The following is a 25,402-nucleotide window of genomic DNA, read 5'->3' as shown; positions in this document are numbered from 1 at the left end:
TTTAACTTGCAACCTTCTGTATTTCCTTATCGTTGTCTATTAATAGTGTGGTAAAAAGGAGGTGTTTGAATGTTACAAATCAAAAAATTAGATAAAAGTTTAGTTATTAGCTTAGCATTGCTCGGTATCATTAGTTGTCTTTTTGTTCATTCCAGTAGTACGGTGTTTGAGCAGTATACAAGCTCGTTTATTATAAAGCAGTTTTTTTATTACCTAATCGGATTTTTAGTTATGTATGGAGTAGCAATGCTTGATATTGAACAACTACAAAAAATTGGCTGGCCGTTTTATTGGGCGATGGTCTTGTTAACATTTGCTTTATTTATTGCACCCGAAAGTATAGCTCGGACTGTTAATGAGGCGAAGCGTTGGTACCAAATTCCAGTGTTAGGATCATTTCAGCCGTCAGAGTTTTTAAAGTTCGCACTTTTAATTGTTGTCAGTAAGGTCATTGTTGCACATCGAGAGAAATATGTGCGCCCTACCTTTTTAACGGATATGCGGCTACTCTTAATCATTGCTATTATCACTCTTCCCCCTATGCTTGCTGTTTACAAGCAACCTGATACGGGCATGGTCATGCTTTATATGTCGATGATTGTACCGATGATTTTCTTTTCAGGTATACAAAAAAAATTGCTAATAATCTTTACAGCCATTCCAGTATCAATTCTCAGCGTTGTGGCTATTCTATATGTAAAATTTAATGAATTTTTTACAGACAAAATATTAAATAAAATGTCAGGGCATCAGATTTCTCGAATTAATGGATGGTTGCAGCCTAATGAATATCCGGACTCATCTTTTCAAACAAGGCAGGGATTTTCAGCAATTGGTACAGGACAGTTTACCGGAAAAGGTTACATGAACAATAATGTCTATGTCGTGGAAAAGCATACCGATTTCATTTTTGCCAACATTGCTGAAGAGGTCGGGTTCATTGGAGCGGCATTTGTTATTACTCTTTTATTTTTTGTTATTTACCGTATTGTTCTCATTACAGTAGAAGCACAGGACCCATTTATGACGCTGATGGGAGCTGGTATTTCTAGTTTATTAGCCTTCCAAATTACACAAAATATCGGTATGACCATTGGACTTTTACCTGTAACAGGTATGACTTTGCCATTTTTAAGCTATGGCGGAAGTTCACTCATATCCAATTTCATGTTAATGGGCATTGTGATGATTATCTACAATTCTTATAGCGGCTATATGTTTAAAACAACAAAGGAGTAAGGTGAAGGTGTGTATGGATGATACTTTAAAAAAGAGAATTTTATTGTTACTGTTCCTAACAGGAGTTGTTTTGTTCATACTCATAGTTCGCCTTGCATTTCTTATGCTGTAAGATAATCAAAAAGCTGTCTCAAAAGTTTTACTATGACTTTTGAGACAGCTTTTTATTTAAATTTTATGAATACTATCAATAACAGCTTTTATTATTGTATCAAGATCCTCTTGTACAATATTAAGTGGTGGAGATAATGTTAATACGTTATTGAAGCCTGCAACAGTGGCACCATTTTTACCGATAATAACACCCTGCTCCTTACATGCCGCAATAACAGCATTTACTTTATCTACTGGTAAAGGCTCTTTCGATGTTTTATCTGACACTAACTCGATGCCAATTAATAAACCTTTGCCTCGAACATTTCCAACATTCGGGTGATTACTCAATGCTTGCTGAAGTGCTTGCAGAGTAGCAGCTCCAACCTGACTTGATCTTTCAAATAATGCTTCTTGCTGAAGAATTTCAATATTTTTTAATGCGACCGCACATGCGACTGGTGATCCACCAAATGTATTGACATGACGGAAATAACCGTATGCATCAGACTCGGTAAATGCCTCATAAATTTCCCGTTTTACCGCTGTAGCTGATAATGGTAAATAGGCACTTGTAATTCCTTTGGCCATCGTAATAATATCTGGTTTAACACCGTAGTTCATAAATCCAAATGGCTTACCTGTTCGACCAAAGCCACAAATTACTTCGTCTACAATCATTAAAGCTCCATGTTTTTTACACACTTCTTCAATGCCCCTTAAATAGTTCTCCGGAGGCATAATGACGCCCCCACCTGTAATAATTGGCTCTAAAATCATAGCGGCTACTGTTTCACTTAGCTCCCATGTCATCGTCTTATCTACAGCCTTGACGCTTGCTAAATCTGCCGGGGCAAGTGTATCACTTTCATGTTCACGATATTGATCAGGTGGTGCTACATGGATAAAACCAGGAGATAGTGGTTCATATTTATATTTTCGTTCCGCTTGCCCAGTCGCAGCCAATGCTCCAAAAGAACTTCCGTGGTATGCACGGTAGCGAGAAACAATCTTATAGCGAGAGCTTTCCCCTTTTTGTTGATGATACTGACGCGCAATTTTAAACGCAGTTTCGTTAGCCTCTGACCCACTATTAGAGAAGAAAATAACATAATCTCCACCAAGCATTTCATTAATCTTTTCAGCCAGTTCAACTGCTGGTAAATGTCCCTGCGATAAAGGAGCATACGCATTTTTCATCATCTGCTCATGTGCAACATCTGCTAATTCCTTACGTCCATAACCCACATTTACACACCACAATCCCGCCATTGCATCAATATATTCAACGCCATCTGTATCAACAATCCTCGCACCATTTGATTTTTCTACTACATAGGTTGCTTGTGGATTGTAGGGTTTCATTGAATGCCATACATATTGTTCATCTTTCTTTAAAATATCACTTTGAAGATTTACTTGAACCATATCTATACACCCCTTTATGTTTTTTCACTTATTCGCATCGTTATTGCTTGGGAACGCAAATGAACTTGTCGTATCCTCTGTTTCATCTGGCCAGCGTTCAGAAATCGTTTTTGCTTTCGTAAAGAATCGTGCTTGGTCTGGTCCAAACATATGCCCTTCGCCAAACTTAGAGCGCTTCCATCCGCCAAAATTGTGATAGCCAACTGGAATCGGAATCGGAACATTAACGCCTACCATACCTACTTCAATTTCTTCTTGGAATTTGCGCGCCGCCGAACCGCTACCCGTAAACATCGTGACACCATTTCCAAGTTCGTGATCATTAATCAAATCAATAGCTTCTTGTAAGGTTTCAACGCCTACAACAATACGTGCAGGGCCAAATACCTCCTCTTTAAAAATAGTCATTTCTGGAGTCACATTATTTAATAATGTCGGACCAAGATAAAAGCCTTTCGACGTTTCGCATATTTTCGGATTTCGACCATCCGTCACAAGATTAGCCCCTTCCGCAATAGCACCGTCGATATATCGAAGAATAGTTTCTTTTGATTGCTGCGTAATAACTGGGCCAAAGTCTACCTCGTCATCTGTATATGGACCAACCTTTAATTTTAAAATTTTCTCTTTTAATATCTCTGTAAAGCGTTGTTCAGTATCTTTCCCGACGACAATCGCTCCTGAAATAGCCATACAACGTTGGGACGCCGCTCCATAGGCTGCACCTAAAAAGGCATTAGCCGTTTGCTCTAGGTTTGCATCTGGCATGACAACCATAAAGTTCTTCCCGCCACCAAATGCAGCAACTCGTTTATTGTGCTTCGTCCCTGTTTGGTAAATATACTCCGCAACAGGTGTTGATCCAACAAATGAAATTGCTTGTATCTCTTTATTTTCAAGCAGTTCATTAACCGCTTCTTTATCACCATTCACGACTGTCCAAATTCCATCTGGCAGTCCTGCCTCTTTCCATAAGTTACTTAAATATAAGGCTGACATTGGCACACGCTCAGACGGATTTAAAATAACTGCATTTCCTACCGCAACTGCCATACTTGTAATCGCCAGTGGCACCATAACAGGGAAATTAAATGGAGCAATGGTTGCAACAACTCCAAGTGGAGCTTTTGCAGAAAAGGCATTAATATCGCCGCCTACATTAACCGAGTATTCCCCTTTCAGCATTTGTGGGGCACTTATTGCCATATCTACAGATTCAATGCCACGAACAATTTCGCCCTTAGCATCTTCCTTCGTTTTCCCACTTTCCTCACAAATTATTTTGATAAGCTCATCTTGTCTTTCCACTAATAACTGACGGAAACGATGCAAAACCTCAACCCGTTTACCAATCGATGTCTTTTTCCATGCAGGGAAAGCTGCCTTCGCTTGCTGGATAGCCTGCTTCACCTCATCTCTAGTCGCTAACGGAACTTGCGCGATGACCTCTCCTGTTGTTGGATTATAAACTTCCGAGTAACAGCCACTAGTACCTGCTGTTTCAACCCCATTAATAAAATGTGATAGCGTTTTCACTTTTTGCTGAACTGTCATAATTTCCCCACTCCTCGTTTATTGTTATTCAAAATCCAATTTTTCCTTTTGAAAAATAGAACTTGCTTCATCTACTGGGTTAGGTGACTTTTTCTTTTGTGTAACTAAATAGAAAATCATCACTACTGCCACTACAATACATGTAAATAAAATTTGAGAACGCATCGATTCAATAAAGAACATAGCGACTAGCAAAGCTGTGATAACTAATATTGTGAAATACGTTAAATATGGGAATAACCACATTTTCACTTTTAATAGCTCGGGATTTTCTTTCTCAATTTTCCGTCGCATTTTTAATTGTGAAAAAGCAATGATTAAGTAAAGAATCAACGTGATTGCACTACATGAACTAAGTAAAAACATAAATACTTTATCTGGTGAAACATAGTTCATAATAACGGCAATATAAGAGAAGAATGTCGCTGTTAATATGGCATTAACAGGTGCTCCCTTTTTATTTAATTTCAAAAATGCTTTTGGGGCCTCCCCTTTCTCCGCTAAAGAAAATACCATTCGAGATGTTGCGTAAAGCGCGGAGTTTAAGCACGATAAAACCGCTGTTAAAACAACAAAATTCATGATTTGCGCAGCTGCTGGAATACCGATATAATCCAAAACTGCTACATAGGGACTTGTTAAAATATCTGAGGAATGCCAAGGTAATAATGTGACAACTACCGTTATTGATCCAACGTAGAAAATCAAAATACGCCAAGTAATTGAATTTGTAGCTTTTGTCACCGCTGCTAACGGTTCGTCAGATTCCCCTGCTGCAATAGCAACAATCTCCGTTCCCATAAAGGAGAAAATAACAATCACTACGCCCATCAAGACAGCACCAAAACCATTTGGTAAAAAGCCACCCTCACCGATTAAATTGGCAGTACCTACTGCATCAAAATTAGGTGCGATACCGAAAATAATAAATGCACCAAGTGCCAAAAAAGCTATAATACTTGTAACCTTAATAAGAGAGAACCAATATTCAAATTCACCAAAAGCTTTTACGGAAACAACATTTGTTAAAGTAAGTGCTACGGTTAATAAAAGACTTAGTAGCCATAAAGGGATCCCATCATACCAATATTGAATAATCGCAGCTGCTGCTGTTGCCTCTAAAGCAATGGCGACAACCCAGAAAAAACAATATAACCAGCCAATCATAAAACCAGCCCACGGACCAATTGCTTCATGTGCATAATGCGCAAAAGATCCACTTGTTGGATTGACAGCTGCCATTTCTCCAAGCATTCGCATGACAAGAATAACGATAATGCCCGCAAAGATATAAGATAAAATTGCGCCAGGGCCGGCTAAGTTAATTACTGAGCCACTTCCCATAAATAGACCGGCTCCGATAACCCCTGCAATAGCGATCATCGTCATATGCCTTTTCTTTAACCCTCTTTGTAAATGCGTCTGTTGCTCCATATCAGCCCACCTCTTTTATTAGATTGGAATACCGCTTACAAAAATTTTACATGTTACATAGAAACGAAGTAATAGACAAACTGTAAAATTCTATGCATTTGTTTTAAACATAATGTAAAATAGACTAAACATTCTTAAAATACGATATTTCGGTTTATTTAAGCAAAAACAACACATCAATAAGAAATCTAGAAAAAGGTCTATGTTAAAAGGAAGGGGGATAAAATGAGTCAATTTAAGCTTCAAGTGCAGGATGTGTTAGAAAATACATACTTCCAAAGTGCAGAGGTCGTAGCTGGTGAAGATGGCTTATTACGCATTGTAAAATGGGCCCATGTTATCGAAATTATACAAGTAGATAATTTTCTAGCTGGTGATGAATTAGTTTTAACAACAGGGATCAGCCTTCAGCACAGCATAGAAAACTTTATCTTTTTCGTAGAATCCTTAATCAAAAAAAATTGCGCGGCATTGTGCATTGAATACGGGACTTCCATACAAACCATCCCAGAAGTAATTGTAGCCCTTGCTAACCGTCACAGCTTCCCTATTATCGTTTTTCATGACACGGTTCCTTTCGTCCGTATTACACAAGATTTACATAGTCAAATTATGAACCAACAATATTTAATGATCTCTACTTTAGAATCCTACTCTCAAACATTAAATAAAAACGCTCTATTAGGGCAGACCTCAGAAGAAGTCTTACAAAATATGTATCATAAATTAAAGACACAAATTATCTTTTCTATTAAAGGTCGAGAGCCTATCTTTTTTCCAAACATCCCGCATCATAAGCGCCAACAACTTTTAACGATGAAAAATTCAGCACCAGTATTTAAAAATGAACCCATCTTTATTTTTGATCAACATTATGCAGATTTAACGCTCTTTAGAGAGGATGGTCTATTTTCGGAGTTCGAATTACTTATTTTAGATCGTACAGCTACTGCGTTAGCGCAGCTGTTAATGAGAGAATTTTATATTGAAGAAAAAAGGGACATTGAGGATGCCTCTATTTTAGCGGATTGGATCGATCAAAAACTATCGAAAGAGGAAATTTATAAATTTATCGTAACCCATCATTCTAACTATAAACTTACTAGCGGAGCCATTTTTATTTTAGCAACTCCTAATGCAATTTCTAAGGTGCAGGAGGATATTGTCTATAGTAAGCTCTACTATCGAAACCTTTTTGAGCAAAATGGATTTATAGCATTTTTATTCGAAAGAAAAAGCTATGTCATCTTTATTTTACTCCATAAGAAAGATAGCAAATCGAGTCGCGAAGTATTAAATACGTTAGTTTCTTCCGTTCAGAAAACCGATTTTTATAAAAAACAAATGGCACAAGGTTATCAAATCGCCATTGGCAAAGTCGTTGCAGACGTAGAAGAAATGCCAAAGAGCTATCAAACGGCACTCGAAACATTGTATATTTGCAGGAAAGTACAAACAACATCTTATTTTTACGATGATTTACATCTGTATCACCTCATCTATAAATTACAGATGCAAGTCAATTTACAGGAAGTGATTCAAGACTATTTACAGCCTGTCATTGAATACGACAAAAAATATAACAGTAAGCTATTAGAAACTCTGCAGGTATACTTACAAACGAATGGCTCCAAACAACAAACAGCCAACCAACTGTTCATCGTTCGCCAAACGCTCTACCATCGTTTAAAAAAGCTTGAAAGTCTCTTAGGAGAAAATTTCATGAAGGGCCATAATCGGATTACGCTTGAATTTATGTTGCTTGCTAATTCTTTAATTGAGGAGAAAAATTAATTTCTAGTTGTTGATTGGGTTACCGGCGTTGGTCGCCGGGGTAGCGGCGTTGTTCTCTGCGTTAGCGGCGTTGTTCGCCTGGTTTGCGGCGTTGGTCGTCGGGTTTGCGGCGTTGGTCGCCGGGTTGGCAGCGTTGGTCGCCGGGTTTGCGGCGTTGTTCGCGGGTTTAGCGGCGTTGTTCTCTGCGTTAGCGGCGTTGTTCACCTGGTTAGCGGCGTTGTTCACCGGGTTAGCGGCGTTGTTCGCCTGGTTTGCGGCGTTGTTCACGGGTTTATCAGCGATGTTCGTAAGTTTATCAGCGATGTTCGCTACTTTATCAGCGTTGTTCGCTACTTTATCAGCGTTGTTCGCTACTTTATCAGCGTTGTTCGCTACTTTATCAGCGTTGTTCGCTACTTTATCAGCGATGTTCACCATGCCTAGCACGCTCAACATCGCTTTGCTCCTTGAGCGTGCTAGCAGATTTTAGTTTCCGGTAACTACTCCGCTATATAATCCTGGTCTGCGGTCGTCATAAACAGGAATTCGGCCTCGTACTTCGTCGACAATTGAAAAGTCCACGTCGATGACAGCTACTTCTTCGTCCTCTGCACCAACCCACAGCACTTCGCCCCATGGTTGAATAATCATTGATTGACCATTGAAGTTTTCTACCTTTCTAGAAATGCGATTAACAGCAATCACAAAGCATTGATTTTCAATGGCACGTGCTTGCAACAATGTTTTCCAATGATCGATACGTGGTGTCGGCCATTGCGCCGGTACGAACAAGACCTTTGCACCTTCTAAGGCGTGAGCACGTAGCCATTCTGGGAAGCGAATATCGTAGCAAATCACGCCTGCAGCCTCGATTTCTCCAAGTGCAAAGCGATTCATCTCATCCCCAGCTTCTAAATATAAATGCTCGTCCATCAAACGGAAAAGATGTGCCTTGTTATATTCACCTACTAACTCACCATTTTTATCAAACGTATACATCGTGTTGTAAAATTTATCGCCCTTCTTCGTTGAAACAGAGCCACCAACAATATGTACGCCAAGCTCTTTCGCTAGGTTTGATAAAAATGCTTTCGAACGCTCTCCATCCACATCTGCAAGCTCTGATAATTTTTCAAGAGCATAGCCTGAATTCCACATTTCTGGTAGTACAATAATTTCTGCACCTTTTTTTGCGGCTTCACGAATCTTGTCCTCAGCGCGAGCAAAATTTTCTTCTACTTTGCCAAAACCTACGTTTAATTGGATACAACCAATCTTCATTGCTATTCCTCCTCTAGACAGTACTGTTCTGTATTTATACTACAATAAATCAACCTTACTTCCATGGTTTAAGCTCAAATATTTAGATTAATATTTCACCACTCAATACTTGAACAGCCGAACCCGCAATTGCCACATCTTTTATTTTCGGTGTAACGTACAATAGCCCACCACGTTTTGAAAGCTGATTGCTCACAATGCTTTCTTTTGATAACTTTTCACACCAGTAAGGTCCTAACGCACCATGAGTGGAACCATTTACATGGTCTTCATCAATGCCCTGTGCTGGAGAAAAGAATCTTGAGACAATATCAATCCCCTCATCTTTAGAACGGCTTGTAATACAAACACCACGTACCGGGAACTGTTTCATCGCACGAAAATCAGCTTTAAAGTCTGCAATATACTCTTCGTGACTTAGCTCCACTATATAATCCAATTCTGTTTTCCCTACATATGTTGGTTTCACACCAAGCCATTCCTCAAGCTCCAAAGGACATTCAATCTCTTCTAACTGGTACTTCCTAATTGTTATTTCAACTAGTTCATTCAACCAATTTGCTTGCAAAGGACCGCTTACAGTCTGGAATGTAATCGAAGAATTGACGGGTACAATTCCTTGTTTCCAAAGTAAAAAAGCGCTAGCGATTGTTCCATGTCCACAAATTGGTATTTCCTTTGCTGGCGTAAACCATCTAAGAAAAAAATCATGATCCTTCTTTTGGACAAAAGCTGTTGTTGGTACGGGAATCTCCTGAGCAATTTTCTGCATGGTCGACTCAGGTATTGGTGAATCAAGTAAACAGACTGCTGCGGGATTTCCCTTATAAAGTTCTGTAGTAAAAGCATTGACGATAAAATACGAGACTTTATTCAATTTTCCTCACCTCATATACTATTGGGCTCTAGACAATTACTAAAAAAAGTAATATTATGTGCATCATATCTTTAATAATTATTATATTCTGAAAAAGGTGGACGTGCATGGAATTCTCAAAAAAACTACAGCAACTCCCAACTCAATTTTTTGCAGCACTTGTGCAAAAAGTAAACGCTGCTCTTGCTGAAGGGCGTGATGTTATTAATCTTGGTCAAGGTAATCCAGATCAACCCACTCCTCCACATATTATTAAAGCATTGCAGGAGGCGGCAGAAAATCCTCAAAATCATAAATACTCTCCATTTCGTGGCATAGCAGAATTACGCCAAGCAGCTGCAAGTTTCTACAAACGCGAATACAATGTTGACATTGATCCTGACACAGAAGTAGCTATTCTCGGTGGTACGAAAATTGGTCTTGTTGAGTTACCGTTAGCCGTTTTAAACCCCGGTGATACTATGCTATTACCCGATCCTGGATATCCAGATTACTTATCAGGTGTCGTATTAGGTGATGTTAATTTTGAAGTTATGCCTCTTTTTGCAGAAAATCATTTTCTGCCTGATTATAATGCTTTATCCGATGCAGTAAAAGAAAAGGCGAAGATGCTTTACTTGAATTACCCGAATAACCCAACTGGCGGTACTGCAACACTTGAATTTTTCGAGGAAACAGTACGCTTTGCAAAAGAGCACAATATTATCGTAGCACATGATTTTGCCTACGGGGCGATTGGATTTGACGGCAATAAACCTATCAGCTTCCTGCAAGCTGACGGTGCAAAAGATGTCGGTATCGAAATGTATACATTATCCAAAACGTATAATATGGCAGGCTGGCGCATTGGTTTTGCAGTTGGTAACCCTGATATTGTTGCAGCCATTAACCTTATTCAAGATCATCTATTTTGTAGTCAATTCCCTGCCGTGCAACAAGCCGCGGCAGTTGCACTTACTGCTTCCCAGAGTTGCGCGGATAAGCTAAGTGCGACTTATGAGCGTCGACGAAACGTACTGATCGAAGAAGCTCAGCGAATTGGTTGGCAAGTAACAGCACCGAGAGGCTCTTTCTTTGCATGGCTCCCTGTTCCATTAGGTTTTACGAGTGAACAATTTGCCGATTTATTGCTCGACAAAGCTGATATCGCAGTAGCTGCAGGCAATGGCTTCGGTCAATATGGTGAAGGCTATGTCCGGGTTGGCTTACTTGTTAGCGAAGACCGCTTACGTGAAGCGATCAGTAGAATTGAAAAATTAAACTTATTTAACTCATGAAGTAGACTCTACCCGAAAAACTGTTCCATTAGCTCAAACTTGCTATGGGAACAGTTTTGTCTCTTTCTTGCGGATTCTTTCGCAACTAAATATTATAACAAAATAAAAAATTTTAAAAATTCAATTGACTTACTATATCCTATAATTTATATTAGTTCTATCGGATTTACAAAAAAATATTATAAATCTCTTATCAAGAGTAGCTGAGGGACTGGCCCTATGAAGCTCGGCAACCTCCTTTTTTAAGGAAGGTGCTAAATCCTGCAAACGATCATCGTTTGAAAGATAAGAGAGGACACTTTTTTATGAGCCTCTCTTAATTTTTTTAAGAGAGTTTTTTTTATTTTCAAAAACCGATAAAAAAACTTTGGAGGTATGTTTCATGAAAAAGAAAAATAAAATTTTATTAGGTTTAGCAAGTCTCACATTAGTAGCAGCATTAGTAGGCTGTGGTACTAAAGAAAATAGTAAGGATAGTCAAAATAAGGCTATTAATGAAAATAAAATTGTAGTAGGTGTAACTTCTGGTCCACACGAACAAATTGCTGAGGTTGTAGCAAAAGTTGCCAAAGAAAATGGCTTAGAGGTAGAAGTAAAATCTTTCTCTGATTATGTTTTACCAAATACATCGTTAGCAGAGGGCGATCTTGATGTAAACAGTTATCAACACAAGCCATTCCTCGAGACATTTAACAAAGATCACAATACAGATTTAGTGCCAGTTGGAAAAACAATTTTAAATCCTCTAGGCATATACTCTGAGAAATATAAATCATTTGATGACGTTCCTGATGGTGCAACGTTCGGATTGCCAAATGATCCAACAAACGGGGCTCGTGCTCTATTTGTCCTTCAAGAGGCAGGCTATATTAAATTAAAAGACGGTGCAGACTTAACAGCATCTATTCGCGATGTGGAAGAAAACAAAAAGAATTTGAAATTCATTGAATTAGAGGCTGCACAAATTCCAAAACAGCTTAGTGAAGTAGATGTAGCAGCTATTAATACAAACTTCGCTCTTGATGCTGGCATTAATCCTAAAAAAGACTCCATTCTTTTAGAATCTACGGACTCTCCATATGTGAATTACATTGTAGTACGTGCCGAAAACAAAGATGACCCAACGATCAAAAAATTTGTTGAAGCTTATCAATCTGATGAGGTACGCAATTTTATTGAAGAAGAATTCCAAGGCTCTGTAATTCCAAGCTGGTAAGTGACGATTAAGGACCATTCATAAAATCAAGAATCTGCGGGACTCCTACAGGAAAGCTAGCAGATTCTTGATTTATAGAAGGACTAAGAAAGGAGATATCACCGTATGATTCAACTAGAAAATATAACAAAAGAATTTAAAACTAAAAATGGTATCGTCAAAGCAGTAGATGGTATTAACTTGCATGTCAAAAAAGGTGAAATTCATGGGGTTATTGGCTACAGTGGTGCAGGAAAAAGTACCCTTATTCGCTGTGTCAATTTATTAGAACGTCCAACAACAGGAAAGGTATTAATCGATCATGTAGATATTACTTCCCTTTCTCTAAACGACCTTCGCAAAACTCGTCAAAAAATCGGGATGATATTCCAGCATTTTAACCTTTTAAAAACAGCGACTGTTTACAACAATATCTCGGTACCATTAAAGCTTCTAGGCTATAACGACTCCGAAGTGAAAAAACGCGTTGCAAAATATGCAGAAATTGTTGGCCTAACAGAGAAATTAGATAGCTATCCTAGCCAGCTTTCAGGTGGTCAAAAGCAACGTGTCGCTATTGCACGTGCCCTTGCCCAAGAGCCTGAGATTTTGCTCAGTGATGAAGCGACAAGTGCACTCGACCCCGAAACAACTGACGCCATTCTTGAGCTTCTCTTGAAAATTAATCGCGAGCTAGGCATCACTATTTTACTCATTACACATGAAATGAATGTTATTCAAAAAATTTGCGACGATGTATCTGTTCTTGAATCAGGGGCGGTTGTGGAATACGGCTCTGCTATAGACCTATTTTCAAAGCCTCAGCATCCAACGACACGAAAGTTTTTAAATACCATTTCTCAACGTAATTTATCCCCTTCCCTTATCGAGCAATTAAATGTTTCAGGAAGCGTTATTCGTTTAACATTCCTTGGTGAAAGTACAGGGAAACCATTACTAGCAGAAGTGAGTAAAGTTTATGATGTTCAACCGAATATTTTAACCGCCAATATCATTGAATTAAAAAACGGCATTGTCGGTAATATTGTCGTGCATCTACACGGTGAAGCACATATCGTAGAAAAAGCACTTAAGTATTTTACAGAAAACGGAGTAAGCGTTGAGGAATTAGGAGGCGAATTAAATGAATAGCATTCAAAGCTTCTTTGCAGATTGGTCAGATGTTATTGGGAAATCCATTATCGAAACCTTTCAGATGGTCGGGATTTCATTGTTCTTTTCTATTTTAATTGGGATCCCTTTGGGGCTTTTAATCGTTTTAACTCGCCCGGGGCAATCGTTTGAAAATAAATTTCTCTACCAATTTTTCAATTTATTTATTAATATTATTCGCTCTGTACCGTTCATTATTTTACTATTTTTCATTTTACCGTTCACGAAGCTAATCGTCGGCACAACTATTGGTGTAAAAGGTGTTATTGTACCGCTTGTTGTTTATACAGCGCCTTATATTGCGCGACTTATGGAAACGGCACTTTTAGAAGTTGATCCAGGTGTGGTGGAAGCTTATACAGCAATGGGTATTAAACGTCGTCATATTATTTGGAATGTCTTATTACGTGAGGCTCGCCCATCCATTATATTAGGTTTAACGATTGCCACAATCGGTCTTATAGGAGCAACAGCAATGGCAGGAATGGTTGGTGCTGGTGGTCTAGGTGATCTCGCATACCGTTACGGTCATTTACGCTATGAGGTCGATGTAATGTATGCGACAGTGTTTATCTTAATCATTCTTGTTCAGATTATTCAATCAATAGGTAACCGCTTTGCCGCGAAGTTAAAAAAAGATTAGTAGGAGGATTATGATGACAAAGACAACACATAGCGATCTACTATTAAAAAATATTAATGCACAAGCCCCCTTTCCTATTTGCTTTGCAGATTTAGAAAAGGCAGTTGCAGAAAAAATGGAAGCTGGTCCGTTTGGTTACATCCGTTCAGGCGCTGGCGGTGAGCAAACATTAAGGAATAACCGTACAGCCTTTGAAAAATACTCTATTATTCCACGCTTTTTACAGGATGTTTCAAGTATTGATACATCAATTGAACTGTTCGGAAAAGCTCACCCAACTCCGTTCTTATTTGCTCCTGTTGGCATGAACAGAATGGCGCATGACGAAGGAGAGCTAGCCGTAGCACGTGCAGCTGATCAATTAAAAATCCCTTATATTCAAAGCACAGTTTCAAGCTATGCACTCGAGGATGTGGCACAAACAGCTCCTACTGCTACAAAATGGTTTCAATTATATTGGGCAACAAATGAGGAAATTGCCTATAGCATGGCTGCTCGAGCCGAGGCTGCCGGTTTTGAGGCTATCGTTTTAACTGTAGATACAGTCATGCTTGGCTGGCGTGAAGAAGATGTTCGCAATCAATTTTCACCATTAAAGCTTGGGTATGCACGAGGAAACTATATGAATGACCCTGTTTTTACTGCTTCCTTACCAGATGATTCATTTGAGTCATATGTACAAGGCGTGTTGCAAAATATATTCCATCCAACATTAAATTGGGACAATGTACGTGAATTAAAGCGCCGTTCGAATCTCCCTATTTTGTTAAAGGGAATCTTACATCCTGAAGACGCAAAACTAGCTATAGAAAACGGCATTGACGGAATTATCGTATCCAACCACGGCGGCCGCCAATTGGATGGCGTAATTGGTTCACTTGATGCACTTCCTGGCATTGTGAAAGCTGTAAATAGGCAAATTCCTGTTATTTTAGATAGCGGTGTATATCGTGGTATGGATGCTCTTAAAGCACTCGCTTTAGGAGCAGATGCAGTTGCCATCGGTCGCCCCTTCGTCTATGGACTTGCATTAGCAGGACAGCAAGGAGCCGAAAAAGTAATGACGAATTTATATGATGAATTAAAAGTTTCTATCGCATTAGCGGGGGCAACATCTATAAAAGGACTTCGCGATATCACATTGGTGAAAAAAGATGGAGTCGATAGTAAATAAATTTAATACTGATGAACGCTAAAAGCAGCGTAAGTCATTCACTCAAAATAAAGCGGTCCTGCATTTCGAGGTGGCGATCCGTCACTTCGAGTGTTTTATCCGGCATTTCGGGGCGGCTTTCCGTCGCTTTGACGTTTCTATCCGTCTCTTCCGGGGGTGCTTTCCGTCACTCTGTCTTGTATCCGTCACTTCGGGGGTGCTTTCCGTCGCTTTGACGTTTCTTTCCGTCGCTTTGGCTCTTCTTTCCGTCACTTCGGCCTTTCTATCCGTCACTCTGTCTTATATCCGTCTCTTCGAGGGTGCTTTCCGTCGCTTTGACGTTTCTTTCCGTCGCTTTGGCTCTTCTTTCCGTCACTTCGGCCTTTCTATCCGTCGCTCTGTCTTGTATCCGTCACTTCGGAGGTGCTTTCCGTCGCTTTGACGTTTCTTTCCGTCACTTTGGCTCTTCTTTCCGTCACTTCGGCCTTTCTATCCGTCACTCTGTCTTGTATCCGTCACTTCGAGGGTGCTTTCCGTCGCTTTGACGTTTCTTTCCGTCACTTTGGCTCTTCTTTCCGTCACTTCGACCTTTCTATCCGTCGCTCTGTCTTGTATCCGTCACTTCGGGGGTGCTTTCCGTCGCTCTGACGTTTCTATCCGTCGTTTTGGCTCTTCTTTCCGTCACTTCGGCCTTTTTCTATCCGTCGCTCTGTCTTGTATCCGTCACTTCGGGGGTGCTTTCCGTCGCTTTGACCATTCTTTCGATCACTTCGCCGGTGCTTTCCGTCGCTTTGGCCCTTCTATCCGTCTCTTCGATGGTTCTATCCGTCGCTCTGTCTTCTACCTGTCACTTTGGAGGGCGCTTTCCGTCGCTTTGATCACCTTGGCTCTTCTTTCCGTCGCCCCAATCTTCTATCCGTCTCTTCGCTGGTCCTTTCCGTCACTTTGGTCCTTCTATCCGTCTTTTCGCCTCTTCTATCCGTCGCTCCATCTTCTATCCATCACTTCGACCTTTCTATCCGTCTAAATCTAAAAAAGGGCTACCTCACAATTGAGGCAGCCCCATTTTTTATTGAATAACGCCTAGCTCACGGCCGACTTTTTCATAGATTGCTAGAGCGTCGTCCAGCATTTCTTTTGTATGTGCCGCTGTAGGCATGTTACGAACACGTCCTGTGCCTTTTGGAACCGTTGGGAAAACGATTGATTTAGCGTAGACGCCCTCTTCAAATAGGCGACGTGAAAATTCCTGCGTAAGCTTTTCATCACCAATAATACATGGTGTAATTGGCGTTTCAGATGCACCGATATTAAAGCCTAGCTTAGCAAGACCCGCTTTTAGATAATCGCCATTTTCCCACAACTTATCGTGAAGCTCTGTTGAGTCAATCAGCATTTGTACTGCTGCTGTAATTGCTGCTACATCACCTGGTGGTAATGCTGTTGAGAATAAAAATGGACGAGAACGTACTTTTAGCCAGTCAATTAAATTTTTCTTACCTGCTACATATCCACCAACAACACCAATTGCTTTAGAAAGTGTACCAATTTGGAAGTCAATTTCTTTTTCTAAACCGAAATGCTTCACAGTACCCTTTCCTTTACCTGTTACGCCTGATCCGTGTGCATCATCGACGTATGTTATTAAATCAAACTCTTTCGCAATCTCAACGATTTCTGGTAATTTTGCAATATCACCGTCCATTGAGAATACACCATCAGTAATGACCATGACTTTATTGTATAGGCCTGATTCTTTTGCTTCCTTTGCCTTCGCACGTAAATCGTCCATATCTGAGTGATTAAAGGCAATGATTTTCGCACGTGATAAACGACAGCCATCAATAATCGATGCATGGTTTAATTGGTCTGAAAGAATCGCATCATTTTTATCCATAACAGCTGAAATAGCTGCCATATTACAGTTAAAACCTGATTGGTAAGAGATCGCTGCTTCTGTACCTTTAAATTCAGCAAGCTTTCCCTCTAATTTTACATGTAAATCAAGTGTGCCATTAATTGTACGAACTGCTCCAGCCCCTACACCGTATGTCTCAATTGTTTCTTTAGCAATACGCTTTAACTCTGCATTCGTTGCTAAGCCAAGATAGTTGTTTGATGATAGATTAATTAGATTTTTGCTACGTACCTGAATAATTGGTCCGTTTGCTCCCTCTACTGGATCAATTTCATTGTATAAGCCTTGATCGTGTAAGGCTTTTAGGTTTTCATCTAAAAATGCATTCAATACTTTTGACAAGCGTATCATCCTTTCCTAGGAACACTATTCTAGTTCCTAGTGTAGCACAAGCATACTATTAGAAAAATTACTTTGTTAATCTTTCGAATAGTGGGGCAGTTTTTTCTCGCCAAAGGGATGATGATATACAATTATCTAATAATCGACGGACAGTATACTCCGCTTCCGCGTAACGCTTCGAATAACCCATTGCATCCTGCATCGCCTCTTTATACTTTGCCCGAATATCTTCAATTCGAACTTCTGCTTCCTGTGAAATTGCGCAATGTTTCCCTATATCGAAAATTTCATCCCCTAGTCTTCCGTCCTGTGGGTCAAAGATATGAGGCTCTGTACTATCAAAAATACAGAAATTCAATTCCGGGATAATAACCATGTCAACCGAGTTTGAATCCAAGCCACACCAAATAATTTGTGCATCGAGTCCTCTTGCATTTGCTTCGTCTGCTAAACCTTTCATTAAAGAAGATTTACCTGTACCTGGCTTCCCTTTGATCATCAATCTTTTAGATACATTTTTTGTAATGCTATCTACTGTATTTTCGGCGCCTCTCGGTGTTAATGTTCCGAGTAAGCGATGGGTGCGCATTCCTGTTTTGTTTAAGACGATTGATTGGAAAACATCTGTCTTTAAATTTTCAACCTGATCATTCAACGCCTGCCAGTTCATACAACTCTGAGTGACTACTTCCCAATCATCATGGATCTTTATAGCATTATTAAGCTTCGAAATACACTTCTCACACCATGACTCTCGTTCCGTCATTGCATCAGCGAGCTGTTCGCCGACCCTTTCAAGCTGAATTTCTTCTAAGCAATCATAAAATGACATCACCCGATGCTTTGTTCCAAGGAAAACCGGTTCAATCCCCCACCCCGATGACCATACAAATAGTCGATTACATCCTTGAACATACACTGCCTCAACAATATCCTCCAGCAAAGCATGCTTAAACCACTCCACTGCAAAGCCTTGCTTCACATAAAAATACCCAAGCTCTTTAAGAAGCTCTGATCCTTTAAACGTCGGTGCACCCTGCAAAATATAAACTAATTCAGCCTCATCCATCATTTCTTTATATAAATGTTTAATTCCTTGCCCAGTCAGTGCGTGTCCATAATAGTAGGTCACATTTCCGTTCAATTTCGATCCCCCTTTATCTTATGCCTTGCATTATATGAAGGAACCTTAAAAAAAATGAAGAGCTACTTTTATTTTTTACAAATAAAAGTAGCTTCTTATTTAATAGAATGGCTTCATGCCCTTTATATTACCAATACACTTCATCAATACCTTTCGACAATAAGGTAACGAATATTGCACAATATAGCCTGATGTTAAAGCAATCATCACAGTGCCAACGCCAACAGGACCTCCAAGTAACCAGCCAAGAATTGTTACAAGCACCTCGATACCCATTCGTGCTGTTTTAATCGTTCCTCCAAATTTTTCAACAAGAATCATCATTAATGTATCCCGAGGACCTGCCCCCATATTCGGAGCAATATACATACCACAGCCAAAACTTAAAACAAATAAACCTACCACAAAATAAGTTATCTGTAAGCCATAAATATTTGTTGACGGCAATAGCCAATTAAAAACATCTATAAAAGATCCGATAAGTAGCATATTGAGCCATGTCCCGATTTTTGGCCATTCTCGTAAAACAATTGAAGTTGAAATAACAATTAAAAGCCCTGTTAAAATAGACCATGTACCAATTGATAAACCCAAATTCTGAAATAAACCCACATGCAACACATCCCAAGGGCTCGTTCCTACGATTTTCCCTTTAATGGACATTGTAATTCCAAGCGACATCACGATTAAGCCACCAATAAAAAACGTCCAACGCCACCCCGTAATTTTCCTCATTTCATTCCTTCTCTCTATGTATGATATTGCTCTAACAGCACCCTATTTTCTACAAAAATCCTACTCTTACTTCTTGACAACTTAAATAAAAAAACTACCCAGCATATCATTCTTGGGTAGTGGTAATTGGTGCGAGCTTTGCCTTTGTTGCAGCGACTAAATCATCTAGTTGTACATGGATTTGCATGCCGATTTTCCCGGCACTTACAATAATACTTCCTTGCTCTTGAGCCGACGCGTCGATGACAGTTGGATAAAGCTTTTTCATCCCGATTGGAGAGCATCCGCCTCGTATATAGCCTGTATAGCTGAGCAACTCCTTGACAGGGAGCATGTCGATTTTCTTCTCGCCTACAACCTTTGCAGCAGCTTTTAAATCAAGCTCATCTGCTACAGGGATAACAAATACAAAAAGCTTTTGTGCACTTGCCTTTGCTACTAATGTTTTGAAAACGCGAGAAACTGGGTGACCAATTTTTTCAGCAACCGAAATTCCGTCAACTTGGCCGTCACCAGTCTCATATTCAATTACTTCGAACTGTATTTTTTGTTGCTCCAACAATCTTATAGCATTCGTTTTTGCATGCTTTGCCTTAGCCATGTTAAAAAACTCCCATCTGCAGCATTAGGCTATCATGGAGAACATAGAGTCACTTCCTGGTGGATAGCCATCTTTCGCCATTTGTATATGAGTAGCATATTTTTCAGAAGCGTATTTAAATGTTCGCGCCTTATATGCCTCTGCATAACTCTTACCGAAAATTGTATCTGCAAATGGATCCAATTTCAATTCCTTCGAAAAACGTTCTGGTACTTTAACTTCAATTACTTCACGTACAAAAGTAGGCTCATCTAGCTCTTGGCCATTTAATTGTGCTTGCATTTGTTGTATTTGAGCATTTGCACTTGCCGCTACACGTAAATCTTGTGGTGATGGCTGCGCGGGTGCTAGCGCTGTATTCCTCACCTGATCTAAAATTTGTAACGTCTCCTCATCTACATGCTCTAGCTGTGAATTTTCAAGAGCTTCAGGCTTTTGCGTTTGCTCATGAGCGAGCACATTCTTTTTCGTTTGTTGCAAATCTTGAATGATTGCTTGCTGTTGAGGCGTAATTTCGTTGGATTCCTCTTTTTGTTGCTCATAGAGTTCTTGATCTGTATGCCCTAAAAGTAAATTTTCTAGCTCAAGCAATAACGGATTTTTCTTTGGCTGAAAATACAGTGAGTTTTTTCGATATGCATCACCCGCTTGTTTTCGCTGTAAAATCTTTTTACGATTATACTGTGATGTAATTCTTTCTTGTTCTATTAAACTTGATAGTTTCATATAAATTCACCTCGGCTTTCTTATTTAATATGCAAGTTAAATAATAGATATGATAATCTCTTCTCTAATAGTTTCTGTACACTAATTATCGGAATTTTCTTTACCAAATTCAAGAACAAATTAATACTAAGCTCCTAAAGGAATAATCCATTTTCGATAAAACAAGCACAAAGACCTATCATCAAATTCGTTTTTTCGTTCATTTATTACTGTAATATATAATTTCAATAAAAATTATTACTGTTACCACTTTATAAATGGTGTTAATTCACCACTAAAAAAACAGCCCCTCAGCAAGGACTGTTTGTTTCTATCTATCTTTTTTAGGTTTAATAAGTATACTTTTATAGGCTAAGTAACCAAGCCATGCTCCGAGTGTATTTAAAATTAAATCATCAATATCTGCCGACCCAACTGTAAAAATAAACTGGATAGTTTCTACCGTTAGACTAGAGAAAAAGCCTGCCCAAATAACTGTCCGAGCTTTACGAAACTTTTTTGATAATAACGGAAGTAAAAAGCCCATTGGGGTAAATATTAATAAATTGCCTAGTAAATTAATAATAATGATATCCAAATTAAAATACTGAGAGTAATTTATATAGCGAAGAATTGTATCAAAGGGAATAAAATTTGTGGTTAAACGCCAGTCACTATAATCAAACAGCCCTAATTCATTTAAGGAATATTCGCCATTTAATAAAATAATGATTACATTCACAAGACGATCAATGACCAGTTTATAAAAAGCTATAACGGAATAAATACAAAAGAATATCCAACCTGTTACCTTGATTGGTAAATAATATGTATCTATCAATGAACGATAAGGTAATGGTAGCTTGGCATTACCCTGTATATTATTTTTTGTCATGCCTATACCACCTACTTCCCTATATCCTCTCATCATTTTAATATGCTCCACTTCCCCAAGCAAGTGGTAATAATAAGATGGGTAAAGCGTTTTAAAGCATACTAGCATATTAGGAGTACTTTTTCCCCCTATACTATACGTTTGTCCAGGTTCAATTAGAAAGACAAATAAACAAATTTTAACAAAATACCCCCCTCAGATGAACAAAAAAAGCTGCCTCAATTTAACTGAGACAGCATTCTTTCAGACTTTATACTGGATTTACTCCGTGCTTACGTTCTGAGAATAATAAGTACTTCGACATATACAGCTCTAAACGTGATTCAAGTGCTTTTCTTAAATCATTTGGCTCAATAACATCGTCAATGATTAGCTCTGAAGCTAGACGATAAACATCGATTTCCTCTTGATATTCCTTGCGTTTCTCTGCAATAAAGCTCGCTTGCTCCTCTTTTGGAAGTTCAGCAATTTTATTTGCATATACTGCGTTGACCGCTGCCTCCGGGCCCATTACAGCAATTTGTGCGTTGGAAAGCGCAATACAGCAGTCTGGCTCAAAAGCCGGACCTGCCATTGCATACAGCCCTGCACCATATGCCTTACGAACAATGACCGTTAATTTAGGGACAGTCGCCTCACTCATGGCAAAAATCATTTTTGCACCATGGCGTATAATCCCAGCTTTTTCAACTTGCGTACCAATCATAAAGCCTGGTACATCTGCAAGGAAAAGAAGCGGAATATTGAACGCATCACAAAGAGAAATGAACTTTGCTGCTTTATCAGCTGAATCATGGAACAAAACGCCACCCTTTACGCGCGGTTGATTGGCGATAATTCCAACGGATTGCCCATTAATTCGCCCAAGTCCAGTAATTAATTCTGGAGCGAATAATTTTTTTACTTCACAAAACGTATCTTCATCAATAATACGTTCTATTAGTTTATACATATCAAAAGGAACGTTTTGATTTTTTGGTATTAGCTCATCAATCGATTTATCAAATGAAGCTGGTGGCTTTGGAGCCTCTACCTTACCGCGCTCTGCATAATTGTTCGGGAAGTAGCTCAAATATTTACGAGCATAGGCAATTGCTTCTTGCTCGCTTTTAGCAAGCACATCTCCGCAACCAGAAACAGAACAGTGCATTTTCGCTCCACCCATCGTTTCCAAGTCTACCTTCTCACCAATAACCATTTCCGCCATACGTGGGGATCCTAAATACATCGATGCATTGCCCTCTACCATGACCACAATATCACAGAATGCAGGGATATAGGCACCTCCTGCTGCAGAAGGTCCAAACAGTAAACATATTTGAGGGATTTTACCTGAAAGCTTTACCTGATTATAGAAAATGCGTCCTGCTCCTCTTCGACCAGGAAACATTTCTAATTGGTCAGTAATACGTGCACCTGCCGAATCGACTAGATACAGTAATGGGCAATTTAGCTTTTCGGCTGTTTCTTGAATACGAATCATTTTTTCTACTGTACGTTTACCCCAAGAGCCAGCTTTAATCGTCGAATCGTTTGCTAATACACAAACAGTACGGCCATGGATTTTACCGATTCCTGTTACAACGCCATCTGCCGGTAAGTCACCAGCTAAGCAGTTTGCGTACAAGCCATCCTCTGATTGCAGCCCATCATCTAATAATAATTCGAGTCGTTCACGTACAAATAGTTTTCCTTGCTGCGCATTTTTATCGTGATATTTTGGTAGACCACCAGCTAAAATTTGTTCCTTCATTGTTTTAGTCGTATTTTCTGTCGGTACATTGCTCATATTTAATTCCTCCCTTTGCCCATTCGGTTACGCCTTAGCATAATTGCGATAGCACTTCGTATAACTTCTCCCTTACATTACAATAATCGATTCATCACCCTAGCGTGGGGTTGATTTCCGTTACGGCTGGACGCTTTGCCGCTGACGCTTCGCTTTCGCGCAGAGCGGAGCTTCCTGGGGGCGTCCGATGAGCCGCTTCACTCGCGGGGCTCGCTCCAGGGTCTCAGGCCAACACGATGTTGGTCACGAAGGCGTTATCACAGGACGTGATGGTTTTAGCCTTCGTTCCTCTTAATCGCTGATCCCCAAGGAGTCGCCAGCCTCCACTCCAATCAACTTATACATGTGGCATACTTTTAAAAAATATATCCACAACTTTTTGATGATGAGCATAGATTTTATTGTTTTTAAAATCCTACTTTAAAACCATTCAAAATCCTTCATCAGAGTCTTTACTTCCCTAAGTATTGCGGTGTTCGCTTTTCTTGGAAAGCAAGTAAGCCCTCTAATCGATCTTCAGTAGGAATCAGAGCATTATATGCAAGTGATTCGATTTTTAAGCCAGTAGCTAAATCTACTTCAACCCCTTGATTCATGGCGATTTTCGCCTGTACTAAAGAAAGTGGAGCATTCTTTGCCATTTCGAGTGCAAGCTGCTGCGCCTTTTCAAGTACTTCATGCCCCTCATGAACATACTCCACAATACCGTAGCCTCTCGCTTCCTCTGCATTTAATCGACGCGCTGTATAAATTAATTCCTTCGCTTTTCCAATGCCAATTAGTCGTGGAAGTCGTTGCGTGCCTCCTGCCCCTGGGATGATGCCGAGAGATGTTTCCGTAAGGCCGATTTTTGCATGTGCAGCTGCAAGACGTAAATCACAGGCTAATGCTAGTTCGAGTCCGCCACCAAAAGCAACACCATTTAGTACGGCGATAACTGGTTGAGCGAGTGATTCTACTTTTGCCACTGTCGCCCCGATTAATTGCACAATCTGTTTTACTTGTCGGTCTGGCATCCCTTTACGCTCTTTTAAATCTGCTCCTGCACAAAAAGCTTTTTCCCCTGCTCCTGTTAGTAAGACAACTCGCACGGCCGGATCACCGTTTATGTTGTCGAGTGTCGCGCCAAGTTCTTGGAGTAGTTGTACAGACATTGCATTTGCAGCTTCAGGTCTTGAAAGTGTAATAAGCCCAATGCAACCATCTAATAATTCAAAACGAACGAGTTGCGTCATAATTGACTCGCACTCCTTTCATTACGGGCAATCGCCATTTGTTTAGAGGCAACTGCTTTCCCTAGTTTCTGTTCAATAAATAGCGCAGCCTCTAGCACTTTATTCAGCTCTACACCCGTTTTAATACCCATTTCATCTAATAAATACAGTAAATCTTCCGTAGCTACATTACCTGATGCTCCTTTGGCATACGGACAGCCACCAAGTCCACCAAGCGCACTATCAAACTTCGTAATTCCCATTTTTAAAGATTGAACAATATTCGCTAGTGCTGTACCACGTGTATCATGAAAATGCATCGCGAAATTTTCCGCAGGGTATCTTTTTAGCAATTCTTCTAAAAGACTTTCCACCTGTGTCGGTACACCAACACCAATCGTGTCACCAAGCGAAATTTCATCGACACCCATTTCTAATAATTTTTCTGTTACTCGTAAAACCTTTTCTGGTTGTATGTAGCCTTCATACGGGCACCCAATCACCGTTGAGATATAGCCTCGTACATTTTTATGCGCTGCCTTTGCCCCTACCATAACTTCCTGTAATATCGGAAATGTTTCATTAATCGATTTATTAATATTACTTTGATTGTGGCTTTCACTTGCCGACATAAACACGCTCACTTCATCTACTTCAGCCTGCAATGCACGTTCTAAGCCACGCATGTTCGGTACTAGTGCCGCATACGTGATATCTTTTTGGCGTTTAATGGCTTGAAGCACCTCCACTGCATCAGCCAGCTGTGGAATCCACTTCGGATGCACAAAAGAAGTTACCTCGATATAATTCAATCCAGTTTGACTAAGTAAATTCACTAACTGTACTTTATCGGCAGTTGCTAGATGCGTTTTCTCATTTTGCAAACCGTCACGAGGACCTACTTCCTTTAACGTGACATGCTTTGGTAGCTGCATAAAG

24 protein-coding genes and 1 riboswitch are annotated in these 25,402 nt (G+C 39.7%); of the genes, 9 read left to right on the top strand and 15 right to left on the bottom strand.

Annotation, left to right across the window (positions count from 1 at the left end; translation table 11 throughout):
* Positions 1-69: 69 nt before the first annotated feature.
* Positions 70-1,239 carry an FtsW/RodA/SpoVE family cell cycle protein gene (locus ACMZ42_RS07050; RefSeq protein ID WP_370082848.1) on the top strand — a complete coding sequence of 390 codons (1,170 nt, stop codon included), beginning with the start codon at positions 70-72 and terminating at the stop codon, positions 1,237-1,239.
* Positions 1,240-1,407: 168 nt separating this feature from the next.
* Here the strand turns inward: ACMZ42_RS07050 and ACMZ42_RS07045 are convergent, their stop codons facing one another.
* Genes ACMZ42_RS07045 through ACMZ42_RS07035 form a run of 3 tightly spaced genes read right to left on the bottom strand, consistent with a single transcriptional unit; the run spans position 1,408 to position 5,748 of the window.
* Positions 1,408-2,760, bottom strand: a complete 1,353-nt coding sequence (locus ACMZ42_RS07045; RefSeq protein WP_415731003.1) for an aspartate aminotransferase family protein — start codon at positions 2,758-2,760, stop codon at positions 1,408-1,410.
* Between the two features lie 24 nt (positions 2,761-2,784).
* Positions 2,785-4,314, bottom strand: coding sequence for a CoA-acylating methylmalonate-semialdehyde dehydrogenase (locus ACMZ42_RS07040; protein ID WP_415731002.1), 1,530 nt, complete (start codon positions 4,312-4,314; stop codon positions 2,785-2,787).
* A gap of 24 nt (positions 4,315-4,338) precedes the next feature.
* On the bottom strand, positions 4,339-5,748 hold the full coding sequence (locus ACMZ42_RS07035) for an amino acid permease (protein ID WP_415731001.1): 1,410 nt from the start codon (positions 5,746-5,748) through the stop codon (positions 4,339-4,341).
* 225 nt (positions 5,749-5,973) lie between these two features.
* Here ACMZ42_RS07035 and ACMZ42_RS07030 point away from each other — a divergent pair, with 225 nt between their 5' ends.
* Positions 5,974-7,542 carry a PucR family transcriptional regulator gene (locus tag ACMZ42_RS07030; RefSeq protein ID WP_415731000.1) on the top strand — a complete coding sequence of 523 codons (1,569 nt, stop codon included), beginning with the start codon at positions 5,974-5,976 and terminating at the stop codon, positions 7,540-7,542.
* A gap of 3 nt (positions 7,543-7,545) precedes the next feature.
* On the opposite strand, the gene ACMZ42_RS07025 is transcribed toward ACMZ42_RS07030, so the two are convergent.
* The 3 genes from ACMZ42_RS07025 to ACMZ42_RS07015 form a co-directional block, all read right to left on the bottom strand.
* Positions 7,546-7,977 carry a hypothetical protein gene (locus ACMZ42_RS07025; RefSeq protein WP_415730999.1) on the bottom strand — a complete coding sequence of 144 codons (432 nt, stop codon included), beginning with the start codon at positions 7,975-7,977 and terminating at the stop codon, positions 7,546-7,548.
* A gap of 30 nt (positions 7,978-8,007) precedes the next feature.
* Complete coding sequence (locus ACMZ42_RS07020) at positions 8,008-8,802, bottom strand: carbon-nitrogen family hydrolase (RefSeq protein ID WP_415730998.1); 795 nt, start codon at positions 8,800-8,802, stop codon at positions 8,008-8,010.
* A gap of 82 nt (positions 8,803-8,884) precedes the next feature.
* Positions 8,885-9,679 carry a PhzF family phenazine biosynthesis protein gene (locus tag ACMZ42_RS07015; protein ID WP_415730997.1) on the bottom strand — a complete coding sequence of 265 codons (795 nt, stop codon included), beginning with the start codon at positions 9,677-9,679 and terminating at the stop codon, positions 8,885-8,887.
* A gap of 107 nt (positions 9,680-9,786) precedes the next feature.
* On the opposite strand from ACMZ42_RS07015, the gene ACMZ42_RS07010 reads away from it, so the two are divergent.
* The 7 genes from ACMZ42_RS07010 (at position 9,787) to ACMZ42_RS06980 (ending at position 16,147) form a co-directional block, all read left to right on the top strand.
* Positions 9,787-10,956, top strand: coding sequence for a pyridoxal phosphate-dependent aminotransferase (locus ACMZ42_RS07010; protein WP_415730996.1), 1,170 nt, complete (start codon positions 9,787-9,789; stop codon positions 10,954-10,956).
* Positions 10,957-11,143: 187 nt separating this feature from the next.
* Positions 11,144-11,248: riboswitch (SAM riboswitch) on the top strand.
* 90 nt (positions 11,249-11,338) lie between these two features.
* Positions 11,339-12,172 (top strand): MetQ/NlpA family ABC transporter substrate-binding protein, encoded by an 834-nt coding sequence (locus ACMZ42_RS07005; RefSeq protein WP_415730995.1) that lies wholly within the window; start codon positions 11,339-11,341, stop codon positions 12,170-12,172.
* Between the two features lie 105 nt (positions 12,173-12,277).
* Complete coding sequence (locus tag ACMZ42_RS07000; RefSeq protein WP_370083707.1) at positions 12,278-13,303, top strand: methionine ABC transporter ATP-binding protein; 1,026 nt, start codon at positions 12,278-12,280, stop codon at positions 13,301-13,303.
* Positions 13,296-13,967: a methionine ABC transporter permease gene (locus ACMZ42_RS06995; RefSeq protein WP_415730994.1), complete on the top strand. Its 672-nt coding sequence runs from the start codon at positions 13,296-13,298 to the stop codon at positions 13,965-13,967. Before ACMZ42_RS07000 ends, ACMZ42_RS06995 begins: the two co-directional genes overlap by 8 nt.
* A gap of 13 nt (positions 13,968-13,980) precedes the next feature.
* Positions 13,981-15,141, top strand: coding sequence for an alpha-hydroxy-acid oxidizing protein (locus ACMZ42_RS06990; RefSeq protein ID WP_415730993.1), 1,161 nt, complete (start codon positions 13,981-13,983; stop codon positions 15,139-15,141).
* A gap of 70 nt (positions 15,142-15,211) precedes the next feature.
* Positions 15,212-15,562 carry a hypothetical protein gene (locus ACMZ42_RS06985; protein ID WP_415730991.1) on the top strand — a complete coding sequence of 117 codons (351 nt, stop codon included), beginning with the start codon at positions 15,212-15,214 and terminating at the stop codon, positions 15,560-15,562.
* A gap of 99 nt (positions 15,563-15,661) precedes the next feature.
* A complete protein-coding gene (locus ACMZ42_RS06980; protein WP_415730990.1) occupies positions 15,662-16,147 on the top strand; it encodes a hypothetical protein in 486 nt (161 codons plus the stop codon).
* A gap of 42 nt (positions 16,148-16,189) precedes the next feature.
* Here ACMZ42_RS06980 and ACMZ42_RS06975 read toward each other — a convergent pair whose 3' ends face one another.
* The 9 genes from ACMZ42_RS06975 to ACMZ42_RS06935 form a co-directional block, all read right to left on the bottom strand.
* Positions 16,190-17,389 carry a glycine C-acetyltransferase gene (locus ACMZ42_RS06975; protein ID WP_415730989.1) on the bottom strand — a complete coding sequence of 400 codons (1,200 nt, stop codon included), beginning with the start codon at positions 17,387-17,389 and terminating at the stop codon, positions 16,190-16,192.
* A 58-nt stretch (positions 17,390-17,447) separates the two neighbouring features.
* Complete coding sequence (locus tag ACMZ42_RS06970) at positions 17,448-18,524, bottom strand: nucleotide kinase (protein WP_370082451.1); 1,077 nt, start codon at positions 18,522-18,524, stop codon at positions 17,448-17,450.
* Positions 18,525-18,623: 99 nt separating this feature from the next.
* Complete coding sequence (locus tag ACMZ42_RS06965; RefSeq protein ID WP_415730988.1) at positions 18,624-19,259, bottom strand: YczE/YyaS/YitT family protein; 636 nt, start codon at positions 19,257-19,259, stop codon at positions 18,624-18,626.
* Between the two features lie 106 nt (positions 19,260-19,365).
* Positions 19,366-19,860, bottom strand: a complete 495-nt coding sequence (gene ybaK / locus ACMZ42_RS06960) for a Cys-tRNA(Pro) deacylase (protein ID WP_415730987.1) — start codon at positions 19,858-19,860, stop codon at positions 19,366-19,368.
* Between the two features lie 24 nt (positions 19,861-19,884).
* Complete coding sequence (locus tag ACMZ42_RS06955; RefSeq protein WP_415730986.1) at positions 19,885-20,586, bottom strand: hypothetical protein; 702 nt, start codon at positions 20,584-20,586, stop codon at positions 19,885-19,887.
* Positions 20,587-20,896: 310 nt separating this feature from the next.
* Positions 20,897-21,460 carry a VanZ family protein gene (locus ACMZ42_RS06950; protein WP_415730984.1) on the bottom strand — a complete coding sequence of 188 codons (564 nt, stop codon included), beginning with the start codon at positions 21,458-21,460 and terminating at the stop codon, positions 20,897-20,899.
* A 250-nt stretch (positions 21,461-21,710) separates the two neighbouring features.
* Complete coding sequence (locus ACMZ42_RS06945) at positions 21,711-23,249, bottom strand: acyl-CoA carboxylase subunit beta (protein WP_415730983.1); 1,539 nt, start codon at positions 23,247-23,249, stop codon at positions 21,711-21,713.
* Between the two features lie 452 nt (positions 23,250-23,701).
* The gene (locus ACMZ42_RS06940) at positions 23,702-24,484 is read right to left on the bottom strand and encodes an enoyl-CoA hydratase (protein ID WP_415730982.1); all 783 of its coding nucleotides are present in this window, start codon (positions 24,482-24,484) and stop codon (positions 23,702-23,704) included.
* Complete coding sequence (locus tag ACMZ42_RS06935) at positions 24,481-25,398, bottom strand: hydroxymethylglutaryl-CoA lyase (RefSeq protein ID WP_415730981.1); 918 nt, start codon at positions 25,396-25,398, stop codon at positions 24,481-24,483. Before ACMZ42_RS06935 ends, ACMZ42_RS06940 begins: the two co-directional genes overlap by 4 nt.
* Between the last annotated feature and the right edge of the window lie 4 nt (positions 25,399-25,402).

This window comes from Lysinibacillus sp. NPDC056185 (genome assembly GCF_047737915.1).
Taxonomy (GTDB): domain Bacteria; phylum Bacillota; class Bacilli; order Bacillales_A; family Planococcaceae; genus Lysinibacillus.
Note: the sequence above shows the minus strand (reverse complement) of the source record. Positions and strands in the feature narration are given on the sequence as shown.